The organism is Burkholderia sp. RF2-non_BP3, from assembly GCF_001522185.1.
Lineage (GTDB): Bacteria > Pseudomonadota > Gammaproteobacteria > Burkholderiales > Burkholderiaceae > Burkholderia > Burkholderia diffusa.
Map to the genome: position 1 here is coordinate 251,955 of NZ_LOSU01000017.1, position 18,319 is coordinate 270,273.

Annotated in this window: 16 protein-coding genes; 5 read left to right on the top strand and 11 right to left on the bottom strand. The window is 61.7% G+C overall.

Annotated elements, in window-relative coordinates; translation table 11 throughout:
- Positions 1 to 95 precede the first annotated feature (95 nt).
- Entirely contained in the window at positions 96 to 893 is a 798-nt protein-coding gene (locus WS45_RS07945; RefSeq protein WP_063896524.1) for an aspartate/glutamate racemase family protein, read from the top strand.
- A 116-nt stretch (positions 894 to 1,009) separates the two neighbouring features.
- Entirely contained in the window at positions 1,010 to 2,350 is a 1,341-nt protein-coding gene (locus tag WS45_RS07950; RefSeq protein ID WP_059699240.1) for a cation:dicarboxylate symporter family transporter, read from the top strand.
- A 300-nt stretch (positions 2,351 to 2,650) separates the two neighbouring features.
- On the opposite strand, the gene WS45_RS07955 is transcribed toward WS45_RS07950, so the two are convergent.
- Positions 2,651 to 3,541, bottom strand: a complete 891-nt coding sequence (locus tag WS45_RS07955) for a LysR family transcriptional regulator (RefSeq protein WP_059527139.1) — start codon at positions 3,539 to 3,541, stop codon at positions 2,651 to 2,653.
- Between the two features lie 323 nt (positions 3,542 to 3,864).
- Here WS45_RS07955 and WS45_RS07960 point away from each other — a divergent pair, with 323 nt between their 5' ends.
- Positions 3,865 to 4,680, top strand: a complete 816-nt coding sequence (locus tag WS45_RS07960) for a recombinase family protein (RefSeq protein WP_063896526.1) — start codon at positions 3,865 to 3,867, stop codon at positions 4,678 to 4,680.
- 156 nt (positions 4,681 to 4,836) lie between these two features.
- Complete coding sequence (locus WS45_RS07965; protein WP_059699242.1) at positions 4,837 to 6,114, top strand: MFS transporter; 1,278 nt, start codon at positions 4,837 to 4,839, stop codon at positions 6,112 to 6,114.
- A 109-nt stretch (positions 6,115 to 6,223) separates the two neighbouring features.
- On the opposite strand, the gene WS45_RS07970 is transcribed toward WS45_RS07965, so the two are convergent.
- From WS45_RS07970 to WS45_RS08015, 10 genes are all read right to left on the bottom strand, one after another.
- The gene (locus WS45_RS07970; RefSeq protein ID WP_059527144.1) at positions 6,224 to 7,390 is read right to left on the bottom strand and encodes a porin; all 1,167 of its coding nucleotides are present in this window, start codon (positions 7,388 to 7,390) and stop codon (positions 6,224 to 6,226) included.
- Between the two features lie 372 nt (positions 7,391 to 7,762).
- On the bottom strand, positions 7,763 to 8,467 hold the full coding sequence (locus tag WS45_RS07975; RefSeq protein WP_059699244.1) for a response regulator transcription factor: 705 nt from the start codon (positions 8,465 to 8,467) through the stop codon (positions 7,763 to 7,765).
- Positions 8,468 to 8,574: 107 nt separating this feature from the next.
- Positions 8,575 to 10,485: a tetratricopeptide repeat protein gene (locus WS45_RS07980; RefSeq protein ID WP_082721872.1), complete on the bottom strand. Its 1,911-nt coding sequence runs from the start codon at positions 10,483 to 10,485 to the stop codon at positions 8,575 to 8,577.
- Positions 10,486 to 10,529: 44 nt separating this feature from the next.
- Complete coding sequence (locus WS45_RS07985) at positions 10,530 to 10,871, bottom strand: H-NS histone family protein (RefSeq protein WP_059527151.1); 342 nt, start codon at positions 10,869 to 10,871, stop codon at positions 10,530 to 10,532.
- Entirely contained in the window at positions 10,868 to 12,043 is a 1,176-nt protein-coding gene (locus WS45_RS07990; protein ID WP_059699246.1) for a DUF2827 domain-containing protein, read from the bottom strand. The genes WS45_RS07985 and WS45_RS07990 overlap by 4 nt, the downstream gene beginning before the upstream one ends.
- Positions 12,040 to 12,597 carry a hypothetical protein gene (locus WS45_RS07995; RefSeq protein ID WP_063896530.1) on the bottom strand — a complete coding sequence of 186 codons (558 nt, stop codon included), beginning with the start codon at positions 12,595 to 12,597 and terminating at the stop codon, positions 12,040 to 12,042. The genes WS45_RS07990 and WS45_RS07995 overlap by 4 nt, the downstream gene beginning before the upstream one ends.
- Positions 12,598 to 12,602: 5 nt before the next feature.
- Complete coding sequence (locus WS45_RS08000) at positions 12,603 to 13,733, bottom strand: DUF2827 domain-containing protein (protein WP_059699288.1); 1,131 nt, start codon at positions 13,731 to 13,733, stop codon at positions 12,603 to 12,605.
- Positions 13,733 to 14,872, bottom strand: coding sequence for a DUF2827 family protein (locus tag WS45_RS08005; protein WP_059699250.1), 1,140 nt, complete (start codon positions 14,870 to 14,872; stop codon positions 13,733 to 13,735). Before WS45_RS08005 ends, WS45_RS08000 begins: the two co-directional genes overlap by 1 nt.
- Before the next feature lie 259 nt (positions 14,873 to 15,131).
- Positions 15,132 to 15,836 (bottom strand): OmpA family protein, encoded by a 705-nt coding sequence (locus WS45_RS08010; protein ID WP_257140316.1) that lies wholly within the window; start codon positions 15,834 to 15,836, stop codon positions 15,132 to 15,134.
- Positions 15,837 to 15,916: 80 nt separating this feature from the next.
- Positions 15,917 to 17,767: a YadA family autotransporter adhesin gene (locus tag WS45_RS08015; protein WP_441294163.1), complete on the bottom strand. Its 1,851-nt coding sequence runs from the start codon at positions 17,765 to 17,767 to the stop codon at positions 15,917 to 15,919.
- On the opposite strand from WS45_RS08015, the gene WS45_RS36650 reads away from it, so the two are divergent.
- On the top strand, positions 17,718 to 18,319 hold a 602-nt coding region (locus WS45_RS36650), incomplete at its 3' end, for a hypothetical protein (protein ID WP_441294164.1). The two genes, WS45_RS08015 and WS45_RS36650, sit on opposite strands and share 50 nt — an antisense overlap.

Genomic DNA, 18,319 nt, shown 5'->3' on the forward strand with positions numbered 1-18,319 from the left:
CCCGATTCGCATAGTTACCGCCAAAAGCGGCATTGGCGCTCGCTTGTCGCGGCGGCTAGCCTTCCTTCGTCGCTTCGACTTTGACGGACACGCCAATGCAAAATTCATCGGGATTGCCGGAATTGATCATCGGGGTACTCGGCGGCATGGGACCTTTGGCTGATATCGATTTCGTCAACAAGCTCGTTTCCGCGACGCCGGTCGTACACGAGCGTGAGTATCTACGTGTTCTGCTCGACTCGAATCCGAAAATACCCGACCGTCAGCGCTCGATCGCCGCGATGAGCGAACGCATGCTCTCCGCCGACGCCAACCCCGGTCCGGTACTGGCCGACATGGCACGGCATCTCGAGCACGCAGGCGCGACGCTTCTCATCATGGCTTCGAATACGGCACACGCATTCGAAGCCTACATCCGTGCAGCCGTCTCGATTCCATTCGTCAGCATCATCGAGGAAGCCTGCGACGCGGCCTCCCGCCTGACCGAGCCGTCGCGGCGCGTTGGCATCCTGGCGACCAGCGGTTGCCTGGAAACCTGCCTCTACCAACGTGCAATGCGTCGTCTGGATTGCGAACCGATCCTGTTGACGGACCATCGACAGGAATGCCTGATGCAGTTGATCCATCACATCAAGCTGGGACGTGCCACCGACCGATCCCGGGAGCAGATGCGCTTGCTTGCCGAATCGCTCGTCGATGCAGGTGCCGACGTCGTTATCGCCGGTTGCACCGAGATTCCGCTGACGCTGTCCGGCTTACCGCTGTCACGCCCCATGATCGACGCAACCGACAACCTCGCACGACGCGTCGTCCGGTATGCCAGGCACCTCGAACCCCTTCCCGCCAGAAGCCTTCCCCGTGCCGGCGGCACATGCGAAAGCCGTGCCTCGTGACCCAGCATGTCGGCCGCTGAAGACTGGCGTGCCGGTCACGCTCCTCGCGGGCGGCCCCACATTCCGCGCGACGCGACGCACGCAACCCATCTCAAGACACCCAATCCGGAGACGTCATGAGTGCCATCATCGACGGTTCGCTCGATTCGCGTCCCGATGCACCGGGCAGCGGACTGGTGATCCAGATTTTCATCGGCCTCGCGCTCGGTATCGCTGCCGGGCTATTGCTCAATCGTTTCCCCGAGTACCGACAGGAAATCATTACGCGCTATCTTCAGCCCGCCGGCGAAATATTCATCAAGCTGATTCGCCTAGTCGTCGTGCCGATCGTGTTCACGAACATGGTGGTCGGCATCGCGGGAACCGGAAATGGCAGGACGCTGGGCCGAATCGGCATCAAGACCATCATCTACTTCGAGGTCACCACGACCATCGCCATCGTTCTGGGCCTCGTATTCGGCAACATCCTGCAGCCCGGCGGCGGCATCGACATGTCGCAGTTGTCGCGGACGGGTGTCGACACGATCCACGGGGTGGCGCAAACGCTGCATGAAAGCCGCGGATTCCTGAACCTGCTTCTCGGCATCGTCCCCGACAACATCGTCGGTTCGATGGCGAAAGGCGACCTTCTCCCGATCATCTTCTTCGCCGTCCTGTTCGGAACCGGGCTGCAATCCGTACCCGAGCATGCGAGGAAACCGGTCGTCGACATGTTCCGCGGCATCGCCGAAGTCATGTTCCGGGTCACCGGAATGGTCATGCGATATGCGCCGGTCGGCGTTTTTGCGCTGATCGCCGTGACGACGGCCACATTCGGATTCGGTTCGCTGCTTCCGCTGATCAGGCTCGTCGCGGTCGCCTACTTTGCGATGGCGATGTTTGCCGTCTTCGTACTCGGCATCACGGCACGACTGTTCGGGTTTCGACTGACGACCATCCTGCGCATCATCCGCAGCGAACTGCTCGTCGCGTTTTCAACCTGCAGTTCGGCGACCGTGTTGCCGCAGCTGATGAAAAAGATGCAGGACTACGGTGTCCCGGCACGCATCGCGACGTTCGTGATTCCAACCGGATACTCGTTCAACCTCGACGGTCCGTCGATCTACCTCGGCATCAGCACGCTATTCATCGCGCAGCTCTACGGCATCCATCTCAGCCTGTCGGAACAACTGGTTCTAACGATAACAATGGCCATCACCACGAAAGGCGGTGCGGCGGTGCCCGGATTCATCTTCGTCATTCTGTACGCGACGCTGTCGAGCGCCGGATTGCCCGTCGAGGGCCTCGCGTTGATCGCCGGCGTCGATCGATTGGTCGACATGGGCCGGACCGCGCTGAATGTTCTCGGAAACGCCGTTGCACCGCTCGTCGTCGCGAGATGGTGCGGGGAGTACGACCTCGAACAGGGACGGACGTATGAGCAATCGATGCGTTCCGACAGGATGCCCACGGACTGAAACGGCAAGGCCTGCAACGCGCCTGACTATCTCGCCGGGATAAACGATCCGCGTTCGGTTATCCCCCTCGTCTAGTGACGTTTAGGGCCGAATGACCGATTCTTGGCGGTAAACGCCGCAAGCAATGCACGGCCGGCGCAACGATATGCATCAGGAAGCCGAGAGAACGCCCGGAAAATGGAACTACCGACGAACGAACCCGAAGACCGATCCCGGACCGCGACAGCGACGACAGACGCACCGGCGATCCCGATCAGGCAATTGCCGGCGCGGCATCCGGAACATCTCGCGGCCAGCCGGTCAATCAGGGTCGCGCAGCCGGGCATCAATAAACGGACGGATGACCTTCGACGCCATGGGCAACGTGCGTCCCTTCAGCGAAACCCACGAAAAATGCGCGTCGATGTTCAATGCCGGCTGAGTCGGAATTTCTGCCAGCCCCGGCGCCGCGTGACGCACGCCAATGACGATGGTATCGCTCAGGCGCGCCAATTCGAGCAGATTGCCCAGTTCCCCGCATTGCAGATTGAACAGACGGTCCGGGTGGCCGTCCGGCCCGAATCGTTCCATCAGTGCACGCCGCGTCGCCTCGGGAACGATCGTACTCGCGATCTGGAAGCGCTTGAGGTCGGCCAACGTGGCCGGCAGGTTGCCCTTCAGAATCGGATGCCCCTGACGACACATGATCGCCCCTCTCATGACACCGATGGGTTCGACCGAGAGATCGTGATCCGCCTGAATCGCCCGCGAATCCGCGATCAGGATGTCGAGCGAACGTTCACGCAATGCCTTCAGCAATTGCTCTGGCTCCGTTCGCATGATCTGCAGTTTCAGGTTCGGCTGGTGTTCCGTGACGTATAGCAGCAATGGCGTCATCAGAATCGCGCCCGGGCCGGGCCCCATTCCGATCGATAGACGACCCAGCGATCCCTCGACCATCTGAGCCGCGGAGTCAGTCAGCGCGTCCACGTTGGCGCAAATCACCCGGGCCTGCTCGAGGACAAGCAGTCCCAGCGGCGTCGCTTCGATGCGATGACCGATGCGATCGAACAAAGCGCCGCCCAACTCCTCTTCGAGTGCGCGGATGCTGCGGCTCAGCGCGGGCTGGGTCAAGAACGCGGCATCGGCCGCACGACTGAAGGAGCTCAGTTCGGCCAGCAGGATCACATGCCTCAGTTGGGTGAGGGTCATGACGGGTTATCCATAACTCAAACTCATCATATTTCGCAAAACAATGCATTGGACGTCAATTTTGCCTCACCGTAAGCTTGTCTCACCCTCGGGAAATACACGGAGACCATGACGAATCGCTCCCGGGGACAGATCTCGAGTACGCCACGGGCCTTGCGATGACGGTTGAAGGCCCTGTCCGGTTTCTGGTGCGCATGGAACGGGGCATCCGGTACCGGATCCTGGTGGAGACGGCGTCAAGTGGGAGCGGCATCCGCGCTAGCGGGGCATCGCTCGATCATGAGCCCGGATCGGTATCGGATAGACAATATTCAGGATGTCGAATGAAAGTAGGTTACGCCCGGGTCTCGACGGACGAACAGCACCTCGACCTGCAATTGAACGCACTTCAGCAGTCGGGCTGCGACAGGATTTTCTCCGACCGGGGCATTTCCGGTGCCCGGACCGACCGCCCGGGACTGCAACAAGCGTTGGCGACACTGCAACCCGGCGATACTCTCACGGTCTGGAAGCTGGATCGTCTCGGACGCTCGCTTAGCCACCTCGTTTCAGTCATCGGCGAATTGAACCAGGCCGGTGTTCGTGTCGTCTCGCTGACCGAAGCGATCGATACGCAATCGTCGGCAGGCCGATTCACGTTTCACCTGATCGCCGCACTCGCCGAGTTCGAGCGATCATTGATCAGCGAACGAACCCGGGCGGGTCTCGCGGCTGCGCGCATGCGCGGCAAAAGGCCGGGGCGACGGGCAATACTTGATGCAGAAAAACTCGAACAGGCACGGGGACTGTTGACGCATCACTCGGAAGCCGCCGTCGCGCGGCGGTTCAAGATTCATCAGCGAACGCTTCAGCGCATGCTTAAATCCACCCGCGACACAAGCGGCGAAGCCGCGATGCCGGGCAACGCGAATGCCGCAGCCGGTCGCGCGCCCTTGTACGAGTGCCCGATCTGCATGCAGGCGTCCATGAAAGTGGAAGGCGTCGAGGTATTTGGTTGCAACCGGGCAAAGGGCCTGGGACGCAAAACGGAGCTGCCGCTGTCCGGCATATCGTTTGCGGGTGCCACCGCTCGAACGCGTCTGGAATGCGGAGCCGCGCCAATCTGCGGCACTCCGTCGTGCGTCGCTGCGATCACGTAACCCGGGAAGCATTACAACAATTCGATGGGCAACAAGCGTAAAGACAGCCAACCACCCCACCTGGCTCCCACTTCGATATAGCCGGTTGCACCTGTGCTCCGTACACATGCGGTCACGGCATGCCGCGCAAGCCTCATCCATTTCGAAACAGTCCTCATGACCCATTCCGTATCGTCCCCGCTGCTCGCCCATCGAGTCAGCAATAAGGTCGTCGTGGCCACGGTCGCCGGCAACGCGATGGAGTTCTACGACTTCGTCACCTATGCGTTCTTCGCGATTTATATCGGCAAGGCCTTTTTCCCCGCGTCGACGCCGTCGGCAAGCCTGTTGCTGTCGGTCGCGGTATTTGGCGTCGGCTTTCTTGCCCGTCCATTGGGCGGCATTCTCATCGGTGCGTTTGCAGACCGTGCGGGACGCAAGCCGGCCATGCTGCTGACGATCGGACTGATTTCCATCGGCACCCTGGGTCTCGCGCTCACACCGGCCTACTCGTCCATCGGCATGGCCGCTCCCGTCGTCGTGGTTGCATGCCGACTCGTGCAGGGTCTCGCCCTCGGCGGCGAGGTCGGGCCGTCCACTGCCTATTTGATCGAGATCGCCCCGCCGGCGCGCCGGGGCCTTTATACCAGCTGGCAACTCGCGAGCCAGGGCATGGCGGTACTCATTGCCGGTGTCATCGGGTTGACGGTGATCCTGTGCCTGACGCCTGAGCAGACACAGGCCTGGGGGTGGCGAGTGCCGTTCGCGGCGGGGTTGCTGCTCTTGCCGATCGGGCTGTTTCTGCGCCGGCATCTGCCGGAATCGTTGCAGCGTGACTCGCGCGTTGTGCACGAAGCCGGACTGGCGGGGCTCAAGCAGCACCGAAACGTCATCGTCCTCAGCATGCTGGCCATCCTTGGCGGCACGATCGCAACCTACGTGATCAATTTCATGACCACGTTCGCGATATCCACGCTGAAGCTGTCGCCCGCGGTGGCCATGAGCGCGACGATCGTCAACGGGCTGTTCACACTGGTATTCAGCGTCCTCGGCGGATGGATGACGGACCGATGGGGACGCAAACCCGTGATGCTTTGGCCGCGCCTGATCGCTTCGTTGCTCGCCGTACCGATGTTTCTATGGATGACCGAAGCGCCATCGCTCGGATCGTTGCTGGCCTCGACGGGTTTGCTGACGCTGCTTTCATCGATGAGCGGAGCGGCGGTCATTATCGGCATACCCGAAATGCTGCCCCAGCGCATACGTGCAACCGGGTTGTCGATCGCTTATGCGCTCAGCGTCTCGGTATTCGGCGGCTCCGCGCAATTCATGGTCACCTGGCTGATCAATGTCACCGGAAATTCGATCATGCCGGCGTGGTACATGTGCGCCGCGGGCCTCATCGCCGTCGCCGGCACGTTCGCGCTGCCGGAATCGCGGGGTCGTTCGCTTTGATCCTGCGAGCGTTGTTGTCGTCATGCACAGGAAAAAGCCCTGATGCACGAGATGCGCATCAGGGCCATGGACGACAAGACGCGATCAACCCATCGCGCCTCCATCCCGATCAGAACTTGTGTCGGATACCGAGACGTGCGGCGACCTGCGAAGTTCCCGTGGAATACCCGCCCGCGCCCATGACGCCAACGAGACCGTCCGTCCCGCTGGAACCCTTCTGATAGACCGCCTGCGCGTACAGATCGGTGCGCTTGGACAGGAAGTAGTCGGTCATCAGGCCGACCGTATGAAAATTCCCGCCTTCCCGGCCACCGTTTGCACTAAGCGTCAGGCGCGTGTAGTCGTACATCGCTCCGAACGCCAGCGCAGGCGTCGCGAAATACTGCACATTGCCTTCCACGTTCAGGAATCGAGCATACGCCGTCGGGGTCTGCATCAGCGATTCGCTCGCCATCACGCCCAGGGTTGCCGGCCCCACTGCGTAGCTCGCCCCGATTCCGCCCGTCCGCTGATTCGCAAAGGCGACGGTGACGGCCTTCCCGGTCGCGGCACTGGCGAGGCCGCTCAACAAACCCGCAAACGGAATACCGTCGGTCTGCGCGCCGGCCGCATTGATCGTCGCCCCATTCTTCAGATCGAGATAGGCCGCGGCGACCGTGAACGGTCCGTTCGAATAGCGTGCACCGACGCTCCAGGCGCGATTGTTCGAGAACTGGGTCGAATTGCTGAACCCGTACAAGCCGCCGAACTGGAAGCCGCCGTAATTCGCACTCGTGTACTTGATCGAGTTGTTGATGCGGAACGAGTTGTCCGTATTGTCGTTATCGAACGGATGCGAGAAGAACGCGCCGGCCCAATTGCCGTTGGCGGTCATCGGTCCGAGGTAATCGACGACCGAATCGTACTGGCGACCCAACGTAACCGTGCCGGCGTTCGCCGACGACAGGCCGACATACGCCTGACGACCGAACATGCGGCCGCCTTGCCCCAGGGCGCCGTTGCTGGCATTGAACCCGTTCTCCAACTGGAAAACGGCCTTCATGCCGCCGCCGAGATCTTCGGTACCCTTGAGCCCCCATCGGCTGCCCTGCAGCACACCGCTCTGCAAGGCAAACACATTGCCGCGCGTCACGACGCCATTCGTGCCGACCACCGCGACGTTGTTCGTATAGCTCAGCCCTTCGTCAATAATGCCGTACAGCGTTACGGAGCTTTGGGCGTGCGCGAGACTGGAAAATGCCGCGACGGACGCCAACGCGATGAGCGATTTTTTCATAGTGATAAGGTCTCCAGATTAATTAGGTTATTCGATGAACCAGGAAGGAACCGGACAAGGCGGAGCCGATGTTAGCAAAGACAATTGCGCTTCCAAACAGGCCTGTTGCACGCGAGCATCGGACTGTCAAACATCGTCACGCTTACCTTCCGATCTGGATATCCCGATCGCGCTGCCGGATAATCAACCCACCGAAGTCATGCGCTTTGGTACGCGACGCGGAAGTGCGAGAAGCGTCGCGGGCGTTTTCTCCAAGTTGAACCCGCAGCAACTCGTGTTGCTGCGGATTTTTCCCGCACATGAAATTCGAGCAGCTGCTACCCCCGCTCGTCCTTCATGAGCCGTCCCCTCGCCACGCTCCCGAAGCGACGCTCACCGGGGTTTCATTTGAATTGTCCGCTCCAGTCGATATCCATATCCATAGAGTGACGTAAGCCGATAACCGCATTCCGGTCGCAGGCCGAGCTTCGTTCGTAACGAAGACATGTGTGTGTCGATCGTTCTCGACGAGACGTCGGTCACCTGATGCCAGACGATGTCGATAATGTGTGCGCGCGACAGCGGCCGATCGAAGAACTGGAACAACAGCAATGCGAGATCGAACTCCTTCTGCGTCAGGGACACGGCCGTATCGCCGACATACGCCTGCTGCTGGTGCATGTCGAAACGAAACTGGTCGAATTCTCGCATCGCAGTCTCCGCGTCGATCGAATATGTTCTGCGCAACAGCGAGGCGATGCGCGCGCGCAGGATCGTGCCCGACACAGGCTTGACGACGTAATCGTCCGCGCCGGCATTGAGGATATGTGCAATACCGTCTTCCTCGCTCCGGCAAGTCATGAAGAGGATCGGCAGACTTGCTCCGTACGGCTTCATGCGCACCCATCTCAACACTTCCTCTCCGGACACGTCTGGAACGTTCCAGTCGAGCACCAACAGATCAAACGTCTCACGTTGGAGACGCCTCATCAGCGCCCTGCTCCTCGTGAATTCGTAGCAGGTGTGACCTTCGGCCGACAGCGTCTTGTTGACGAATTCCGTTTGCAGCGGATCGTCATCGAGGATGGCAATTCTCATGGCGATTAGTAAAATTACGATCTATTTTTCGGCTCGATCGATCAGGCATCCGGATCATTCTCACCCGGTTCATGAAACCAAATGGCGCACGATTCGAGGTCGCGCGATCAACCACCACGCACCGCGCGACGTACGCCGAACCACGGCGATCTCGTCCCCCTTGTTTCCGGCCGCATCCGCGGTTCGTCAATCGACGTTCGTGCATCGCGCGCCCGCAATCCGCCTCGTCGGCCTTCGGAGAGGTGCCGGAGGTCGGCCGCCACCCGTTCGATGACCGGCGCCCACTGCCGGTACTCTGCCTGACGATATAGCGTCAAGCTCGGATACCATGGGCTGTCCGTGCGCTCCGTCATCCATATCCAGTGCGGATTGACGTCGAGCAGCAGCCAGGTCGGCACGCCTAGCGCGCCCGCCAGGTGCGCCACCGACGTGCAAACCGTAATCACGAGATCCAGCGTCGAAAGCAACGCGGCCGTATCGTCATATGAACGCAGTTCGGCGGTCGGGTCGGTGACGACCATCCCCGCTTCGCGCATCGCGCCCAGCTCATCGGATGCGTCCAGCTGTAGATTGACGAATTCGATTCCGTCGATGTCCTTGAATGCGTTCGCATAGGCGAGCGGCTCGATCGAACGCAGAGGATTGCGTCGATGCGTCCGGTTTCCACTCCATACCAGCCCGACACACAACCGACCGTCGTGCGCCCAGCGGCCGCGCCAACGCTCGACCTTGCCCGGATCCGGCCGCAAATAATGCGGCGCACCGGGCAATCGGTCGATCGTGATACCGAGCGCCCGAGGCAGGCTGGCAAGCGGCAGTTCGAAATCGAATACGGGTAGTGCCGATACGTCGTGCGGCACGATCGTGTCGACGATGCCCTCGAGGGCACGCCTGAAGAGCGGCAGGAATTGCGCGAAACAGCAGTACACGAGCTTGCCGCCTTCTGTACGAACACGTTCCGCGAGTTGCGGCACGAAGCGCATGAACTGGATCGCGTCGCCGTTTCCCTGCTCGCCCCAGACAAACAATGTTTTTCCGTCCAGCGACTCGCCCGTCCACCGCGGCGCGGGCGGATTCGGCGACACGTCTCGCAGCTCCGGTGATCCAAGCCAACGGGCCTCGTGGTTCGCCCATCCCTGCACGTAATCGCCCTGCAGCAATTGCAACATCGCCATTGCCCAGATGATCGACGGATTATTCGGATCGAACTGATGTGCGCGGTGAATCGCGTTCAGCGCCGCACCCCACTGTTGCCTCTCTTTCAGCACCTGAACATAGGTGAGCAGCGCGACCGGATAGTCGGGTGCCAATGCGCAGGCGCGCTCGGACGCAACTTCACTGCCGACGAGATCATGCTGCTCGAGCAGGACGAGCGACAGGTTGTTCCATGCCAGCGCATTCGACGGTTCACGGGCGACCAGTGCGTCGAGTAAGGGTTGAGCTCGCGACAACTCGCCGAGTTCGATGTGCGCAGCCGCAATATTGTTTTGCAGCATCGGCATCGCCGGATCGAGCCGCTCTGCGCGCGCGTACGCTGTCAACGCTTCCCGGTGCCGTCTTGCACGCTGATGCAGCAATCCGAGATGGAACCATCCCGACGCGCTATGCGGTGCCGCCTCACAGAAGCGCTCGGCCAAGTCGATCGCGCTCGTTTCGTCCGGTTGCCGAGCCAGCAGTTCGATCCACTCGATAATCCACGGTTCACCCTCCCCCCCATTCTGATAGGCCCGTGCATACCACCTTCTTGCGTGAGCCCAGTCTTCCACCGCGGCAGCCTGCCTCGCACGTTCGACCCACGCCGGTCCATAGTCGGGATCCAGCACCAACGCGCATCCAATGAGCGCATCGGCGTCGGCGCTGCGGCCACGCATGCGCATGATCCGGCTCCCGGCGACAAGAAGCGACGGATCGGACGAGTTTCGCGCGGCGAGCTCATCGAAGAGTCGCGAAGCACCGATCAGGTCGCCCCGGTCGAGCAGTCTGTTGATCCGTGCCGAAAGGGATTCATGTGTCGTCATTGTTCTTCCCGGTTGTATACGCGTCGCAAAGGCTTTCCGTCTGGTCAATTCGACTCGCATTCGGGATCGTCCCCCTGCTCGTCGCCGGAACCGGGAATCCGGTATCGTTCGCGATCCTCCCCGATCATCCAGACCGGAGGCCGCCCTCGTCCGCTCCATGTCTGCCCCGTCGCCGGATTCCAGTATTTCGGCACGGGCCGCTTGCTTCTGTCGAGCCCACGTGTCTTACGCGGTACCACTTCGAAGTCGAATCCGAACTCCTGGAGCACCGCACGCACACGCGCGGCCACGAGATTCTCCAGACGGTCCTTTTCTATCGCACGTTCGCGCTCGATTTCGCTCTTCAGCTTTTCGTATCGCTCAAGCAGAGTCTGATAGCGGCTCATGATGTCTCCTCCGTCGAGCGATCGATTCCGCTCACTCGAAGCAACAGTTCGTCGTAGCACGCAACCACCCGGGCGTCAGTCGTCAAGAAGCGCCCGATGCATTTCCTTTGGCGCGCCCGATACTCCTCCCATCCATGGTCGTGATTTCGAATCGCCTGTACGAGCTGACGCGCGCCTTCGTCGACGTCCTGGCCGGGGTAGTAGTAGCCCAGGTCGCTGCATAAATGCGCGTTGTGCACGAACGGGTAGCCGTTCCAGCACACGTCGAAATAGAAATAGTTCAGCGCGAGCCCCCACTGGTGGGACACGACGATGTCGGTATGCTCGGCAAGAAATCGTGGCGTTTCGAACAAACCGACGAAGCTTGCCTTGTGGTCGCGCACGATATCCAGGTACTTCGCAACGCCGATGAATTCGGGACGATGCAGCGCCAGATGCTGCGCGTTCGTCACATGAAGATGGCCGATTTCGCTGCCCACGAGACGATAGGCGTTTTCGACGATCAGCATCGGATACAGGCAGAACTTGAGCACGTCGATGTTCGCCTCCATCACCGACAGCCTCCGCGGCCCGCTGGCCGGCCGGTATTCGCCGCCGTTGGGCAGATCGCGCGCACGTGCCTCTATGCACATCGGATCCCAGACGAACGGCACTTCCCGGACGGGACACCGGCGCAACGTCTTGAAGAAATGCCAGCTCGTCTCGACCACCTGCGGAATCACCCACACCTCGTCGTAACGCTGGTTAATAAATACGGAATCGCACATCCGGCGATCGAAGATCATCGCCTCCATCATCTGCACGAACTCCGGGCCGCAGCAATAACTGACGAGCCTGGTGCCGCGCGCCTTCAGATATCCGGTCTGGTCGGCATTGATCTGACCACCCAGCTCGATCAGCACGTCGAGATCATCCTTGACGTCCTCGAAGCGCCCGACCGGGTAGCGCTCGATGTCCCACGGCAGTCTCGACGTAATCGCGACCGACGTCGTGTTGACCAGCAGCACCCGATGGCGCAACGGCGAATGCTGGAATACGCGCATCAGATACAACGCGTTCTGCTTGATGCCATTGACCCAAAGGCTTTCAGCCTCATCCTGCAGGCCGATCGTGATACCGATGCGCAGGGATCGCTCCGCACGCCCGAGACGAGCCGACGTTGTCGGGTTCATTGCGCGGCCCCCCACTGGAATTGCACCTGACGGCGCAGGATCAGGCAGGAAGGCGGCGTATCGACGAGAACGACCGTTTCGCGCGGGTGGGACGAATCGGTATAGACCATGACGGATTTGACGAGTGGGGTGGCGTGATACCCGATCAATTCAGTGCGTGCAACCTGCGCACAGGACAGCGGTGCGCTGGAAATCCGCTCGGCCAATACCGAGCAGCCGCCGGTGACGCCCGGAACCGTAACCAGCGACAACAGCGCCGACGATGTCGGGAATTCGATGCCCGACATCGAAAAGAACGGCCCGATGTCGGGATTCGTGCGCTGCCAGTCGAGCAGCACATCGGCCCGGTGCGCGTGATCGAACACGCGCGCCGACACCTGTGCGACGGCGTCGTAACAACGACGAATGCCGATTTCCTGGGCGGCATGTGCAAGGACCGTGACGGGCACTGCGGCTGGCGGCACGGCAGGCACCGGCTGCGCGAGTGCTGCAATCGCGCCCCCCAACGCGGCGAGCGCGACGGCAACCTGAGTAGAGAACATGCGGGCGACCATGTGCATCACCCTCCACTGAAAACCGACTCGATCGCCGCGGTGTACTGCTCGACGTTCGCGGGCAGTTCCGGGGCCAGCGATGCCAGGAAGGTCCGCGCGTTGCGGCGGTAGTTCTCGAGTTGCAGATCGTGCTCCGCGTACGCGCGACGCAACGCAAGCGCGCCTTCTCGACAATCGAAACCGTCATAGCGATACCCGCAATTCCCCAACAGCGTCGAGTTGTGAATCAGCGGAAAGCCGCCGTACAGTGCCTCGTAGTACAGATAGTTCTGCGCGTTTTCCCACTGATGCGACACGATCGCGTCGGCCTGGGCGGGCAATATCTCGTACACCGGCAACCTCGGCTCGAAACTGGCGCGCCCCTGCCGTGTCAAGTCGAGGCCAAGGGCGAAGCCGACAAACGCCACATCCTCCTTCAGCGTCATCGCATTGAAGACGCGCAGGTAATCGATGAATCGAGGGTCTTGTCGATGTGCGAGATCGGCGATCAGCATCGCGAGATGCGCGGTCTTGACCATGCAGATGTTCGGCTCAAGCACGGCAACGCGCCAGCGAGAACGCCCGGGCACGTAGTCCAGCGTGCCGTCAACGCCTGAGCGCTTCATCGATTGCTCCAGCAGCACCGGGCTCCACAGGTGCTGCATCACATGTACGGGCGCCCGCGAGCCAGCTTCGTAGTAGCCGGTGCACGTCTTCTCGAAAGCCGGCAGCGTCCAGACCGCGCTGTACGGCGTACCCGACAGCAGCAGCCCATGGGGCTTGCCGAACATCATCCGTTCGATGTCGATGACGTAATCGTTGGCGACGCGCATGCCGATCACGCGACCGCCGCGATCACGAAATCCGCGCGCCCAGTCGGGATCCAACTGCGCGCTCAATTCGATGACCACGTCGAGTTTCTCTCGCGCGACATCGAGATCGATCACCGGCGCAGGCGATAGCGCGAGGAACGAAGCTGCTTCGGTCGGGTTTCCATCGCCGCCGTTGACCAGATATACCTCGTCGACGAACGGCGAGCGCCTGAGCAGCATCGCGAGGAAATAGACGTTCTGGAAGATGCCGTTCTCCCAGATCGATTGCTGGCCGGTCCGCAGAAAAATCGTGATGCCGACCTTCACTCGTATCGGACGGGACATCACGCCCCCCTGCCGCGGCCGCACGCGGTCACGTTCAGCAACTGCTGGAAGTAGCGCGCGCCGTTTTCCGGCGAGTGCGGATGCAGTCCGGCCAGGAATGTGCGCGCGCCGCGCACATAGTCGGCATGATCCGCGTCATGCTGCCGCGCCGCGCGGATGAGCGCGCGGGCACCTGCCGACACGTCGAACTCCGGGTAGTAGTAGCCGAATTCGCGCAGCCAGGCCGAGTTGTGAATCAACGGGTATCCGCGATAAAGCGCATCCAGATACGGGATGTTCTGATCGTTCTGCCACTGATGCGCGACAACCGTATCGGATGACCGACTCATGTAGTCCGAAAAATCGTGCTGATGGTCGACGTAGACGCGCCTCTCGCGATGCAGATCCAGCCCGTTTCGCATGAACGAGAAGGTTGGATGCTGTTCGAGATGAGCACCATTGAAGACCCGCATCTCGGCGATCGCGTCTGGCGCTGCGCGAAACGCCGCGTCACAGATCAGCATTGGCACCATGCAACACTTCACGACGGAAATATTGGGCTCGAAGATCGCCACCCGCAGCCCCCGCGGCGCAGCATGCGGTGCCGCCGCCGGTACGTATCCGAAGTGCTGTCCCGCGGCATGGAGTGCGTTCGCGCGATGATCGACGAACATTGGATCCCACAGGAACGGCACTTCATGAACCGGGCACCGATGTAGCGTTTCCAGCATCGGTCCGAAGACACGGTCTTTCGGGAGTATCCAGACCTCGTCGCATCGATCGGCGCGCGCGCCATATCCGCCGCGCTGAAAGATGCTCGGCTCGATCAACCCGACATACGGTTGTTCACAACACAGATGGACGACCTTCTTGCCGCGCGCGCGGAGATGGTCGAGCCATGCGACATCGAGCCCGCCGCTCATTTCGATCACGACGTCGACCAGTTCCGTTGCTTCGTCCGGACGCAACATCTTCAGGTCCGGCATCAGCGCTACGGCGTCCGCCGGCATTCTCGGCTCGAAGCCGCAATTGAGCAGGACCACATCTCGAACTGCCGGCAGTGCACGCAGCAGCTTGGCCAGGAAAAATACGTTCTGCCCCTGTCCACTGTCCCAAATGGTGTGGCCTGGCCGGGTGGCCAATGAAATTCCAATACGCATCGTGTTTCGTCTCGCCCTCTTGGGGCGTCCTCGTGTTTTTTCTCGAAACAATTTCTACAGCGATGCCGCTACTCCAGCCTCCGACGGAATCGGGTGTCACCGTTGCGGCATCCGGTAACGCCCGAGCACCGACGCCCTCGTCTCGTCGGTATGGAATAAAAAGGAGGACCGGACCGAAGAAATCCGGTCCTCAAGCCCCAAACATTCGCCGGAACGCACGAGGATTCGTCCGGGAACCAATCCAGCCCGGGGCAGTACATCAGTTCTGCTGCAACACGATCTCGACGCGGCGATTCTGCGCACGACCGGCGGCCGTGCCGTTCGTTGCAACAGGATTGGCCTTGCCATATCCGTGTGCCTCGAACTGCTTCGCGTTCAGCCCATGCGATCGCAGATAGCGCGCGACCGTTTGCGCACGCTGCTCGGACAGGCGGAGGTTGTATTCGCCCGAGCCGACGCTGTCGGTGTAGCCATTGACGCCGACCGTACCGAAGGTCATGCCCTTCGCATCCGAGATCAGTTTGTCGAGTTGTCCGATCGCGACCGGTGTGAGCGAGGCCTTGTCGGTTTCGAAATTCGCATCGCCCGACAACGTCATCTGCTGCGGCGCCGATCGAACGACCGGCGCGGGGGCCGGTGCTGGTACCGGGGCCGGCGTCGCCGCAGGCGCGCCACACTGGAATGTCAGAAGACGGGTGTTCGGCTTGCCGTCCGACGTCGTGGATCCGAGCGGCGCGTCATCCTGGACCGGTCGCATCGGCTGATCGCGACAGATCTCACGCGCCTTGCTGTAGCAGGTTCCCGATCCTTCAAGCAGTCCGTAGCAACTTACCCGATAGGTTTTTTGCCCGTCCTGCCGATCGACCGACCACGCGCTGAAGGTCGGTCCGGATGATGACGAGCAGCCCGCCAGGGTAGCCAGCGCCGCAATGCAGAACATTGCCTTATACATGTCGTACCTCATGTTTCATGTCGTGTTTCGGCGATTCCCGATCGTTCGCACGATCGACGGGAACCGAGCCATGCCCGGCCCCGCCGATCGCGTTACCACTGGTAGCCCAATCCAACGCCGTAGGTGCGACCCGCGCTACTGGCCCCGACCCCGCCCTTGAGTTTCAGGTTCTCGGTAATCCGGGCGGTGAATCCGAGCGCGACAGCACCGTAGCCTTGATAGGTCGCAGTACCGATGCCGACGGCGATCGTCTTGCCCAGGTCGACGTCCGGAATCATCGTCAACGCGGTTGCGCCCGCAACACCCGCGTAGGCCGTCCGCGCCACCGTATTGATCGACCCCTGCACCGCATTGAGCTGCGACACGTTCACGGCATCGGTCGGGTTGACGCCCGGTCCGACATTGGTGATGCGGCGTTCGCTGTTCGGCGCACCGACCGAGACCGTGTTCGCCTCGCCTGCGATCGAACCCGCACCGAGCGCGACCGAATTCGGCGCGGTGGCGTTCGCGCCGGAGCCGAGTGCGACGCTGTTCTTGCCGCTGCCCAACGCATTCGCGCCGATCACCGTTGCACCGTCTCCGGAAGCGTTCGCACTGGCGCCGACCGCCGTGGCATTCGCGCCCGATGCCGTCGCGTTGACCCCGGCCGCCATCGCGTTGACACCGGTCGCTCCATCGTTGCTGTAGTTGCCCTGTTGGGTCCCGTTGTCGTTCACGCTGTAGTAGTGCGTGCGCGCTGACGTGACCAACGTCGAGAGCGAGGTGGCCGTACCGACGGCCGAGCTGACGCTCGTCGACAGCGATGCAAGATTGCTGTCGGTTACGGAAAGTCCCGTCGACAGGGAAATGACCGAGCTGTTCGTCGTGCTCAACCCCGTCGACAGCGAGCCAACCGAGCTCGACATCGACGTCGACAGCGAGGTCACGCTGCTGTTGGTCGTGCTCAACCCCGTCGACAGCGAACTAACCGCGCTGGAGGTCGACGTGGACAGCGAGGCGACGTTGCTGTTCGTCGTCGACAACCCCGTCGACAAGCTACCGACCGCGAGATTGGTCGCGTTCAGTTGCGAGCCATTGACCGCATCCGTGCTCGTCGCACTCACCCGGCCGGCAGCGACGTTGGTGATCTGGCGTTCGGCTCCCGGCGCACCGACGCTGACCACACTGGTCGGGTTGGCGCCGGCATAGGTGTATACGTTCCCGGCCACGATGCCGCTGGCAACCTGATTCGGTGCCGAGGTAATCGACCCGGAACCCAGTGCAACGTCACCCGGATTCGCTGTGGCAGTCGCGCCATTGCCGATCGCCACGCTTCCGGTCGTCGCTCCCGCCGTCCCCGCCACCGAGTTCTGGCCCAGCGCAACCGAACCCGTGCCTTGCGCCGTGTTCGTATTGCCGATCGCCAACGCGCCATTGCCCGTTGCCGTGTTGTTCGCGCCAACCGCGATCGCACCGTTTCCGGTCGCCGTGTTCGGATCGCCAAGTGCAACCGCTCCGCTACCGTTGGCCGTCTGACCTTCACCCAATGCAATCGCACCCGTGCCGGAAACGACCGTCGAGTTGTGACCGCCGGCGATCGAGCCCCGGCCCGCCGCAGCCGACACCGTGTTGCTGTCGCCGATCGCCACGGTCGAAGCCGCGGACGCCGTCGAGCTATTGCCCACCGCGACGCTCTGCGTGCCTGCTGCGTTGGCTGCGTTGCCGATCGCGGTCGCCGCACCGCCGCTTGCCGTCGCGCTGGTGCCGGCTGCCATGGCGTTGATGCCGGTTGCGCCGTCGTTCGCGTAGTTGGCCTGCTGAACACCGTTGTCGTTCACGCTGTAGTAATGCGTGCGTGTCGCCGAGACCACCGTCGACAGGGATGCGACGTTGCTGTTCGTCGTGGACAGGCCGGTGGACAGCGAGCTTCCGATCGTCGACGTCGAAGTCGACAGCGAAGCCACCGTGCTATCGGTCGAGCTCAGGCCTGTCGACAACGAGTTGATACCCGTCGAGGTCGACGTGGACAGCGAGCTGATCGAGCTGGTGGCCGACGAGAGTCCCGTCGACGTGGAGGTCGAGAGCGAGGCGACCGAACTGTTGGTCGAGCTGAGGCCCGTCGACAACGAGTTGATACCCGTCGAAGTCGACGTGGACAACGAGCTGATCGAGCTGGTTGCCGACGAGAGACCGGTCGACGTGGAGGTCGACAGCGACGCCACCGTGCTATCGGTCGAGCTGAGGCCCGTCGACAGCGAGTTGATGCCGGTCGAGGTCGATGTGGACAGCGAGCTGATCGAGCTGGTCGCCGACGACAGACCCGTCGACGTCGAAGTCGAGAGCGAAGCCACCGTGCTGTCGGTCGAGCTCAGGCCCGTCGACAACGAGTTGATACCCGTCGAAGTCGACGTGGACAGCGAGCTGATCGAGCTGGTCGCCGACGACAGACCCGTCGACGTCGAAGTCGACAGCGAGGCCACCGTGCTGTCGGTCGAGCTCAGGCCCGTCGACAACGA

Excerpts from the sequence above, each read along its gene's own strand:
- WS45_RS07945 (WP_063896524.1), top strand. The coding sequence starts at position 96 with ATGCAAAATTCATCGGGATTGCCGGAATTGATCATCGGGGTACTCGGC.
- WS45_RS07950 (WP_059699240.1), top strand. The coding sequence starts at position 1,010 with ATGAGTGCCATCATCGACGGTTCGCTCGATTCGCGTCCCGATGCACCG.
- WS45_RS07955 (WP_059527139.1), bottom strand. The coding sequence starts at position 3,541 with ATGACCCTCACCCAACTGAGGCATGTGATCCTGCTGGCCGAACTGAGC.
- WS45_RS07960 (WP_063896526.1), top strand. The coding sequence starts at position 3,865 with ATGAAAGTAGGTTACGCCCGGGTCTCGACGGACGAACAGCACCTCGAC.
- WS45_RS07965 (WP_059699242.1), top strand. The coding sequence starts at position 4,837 with ATGACCCATTCCGTATCGTCCCCGCTGCTCGCCCATCGAGTCAGCAAT.
- WS45_RS07970 (WP_059527144.1), bottom strand. The coding sequence starts at position 7,390 with ATGAAAAAATCGCTCATCGCGTTGGCGTCCGTCGCGGCATTTTCCAGT.
- WS45_RS07975 (WP_059699244.1), bottom strand. The coding sequence starts at position 8,467 with ATGAGAATTGCCATCCTCGATGACGATCCGCTGCAAACGGAATTCGTC.
- WS45_RS07980 (WP_082721872.1), bottom strand. The coding sequence starts at position 10,485 with ATGACGACACATGAATCCCTTTCGGCACGGATCAACAGACTGCTCGAC.
- WS45_RS07985 (WP_059527151.1), bottom strand. The coding sequence starts at position 10,871 with ATGAGCCGCTATCAGACTCTGCTTGAGCGATACGAAAAGCTGAAGAGC.
- WS45_RS07990 (WP_059699246.1), bottom strand. The coding sequence starts at position 12,043 with ATGAACCCGACAACGTCGGCTCGTCTCGGGCGTGCGGAGCGATCCCTG.
- WS45_RS07995 (WP_063896530.1), bottom strand. The coding sequence starts at position 12,597 with ATGGTCGCCCGCATGTTCTCTACTCAGGTTGCCGTCGCGCTCGCCGCG.
- WS45_RS08000 (WP_059699288.1), bottom strand. The coding sequence starts at position 13,733 with ATGTCCCGTCCGATACGAGTGAAGGTCGGCATCACGATTTTTCTGCGG.
- WS45_RS08005 (WP_059699250.1), bottom strand. The coding sequence starts at position 14,872 with ATGCGTATTGGAATTTCATTGGCCACCCGGCCAGGCCACACCATTTGG.
- WS45_RS08010 (WP_257140316.1), bottom strand. The coding sequence starts at position 15,836 with ATGAGGTACGACATGTATAAGGCAATGTTCTGCATTGCGGCGCTGGCT.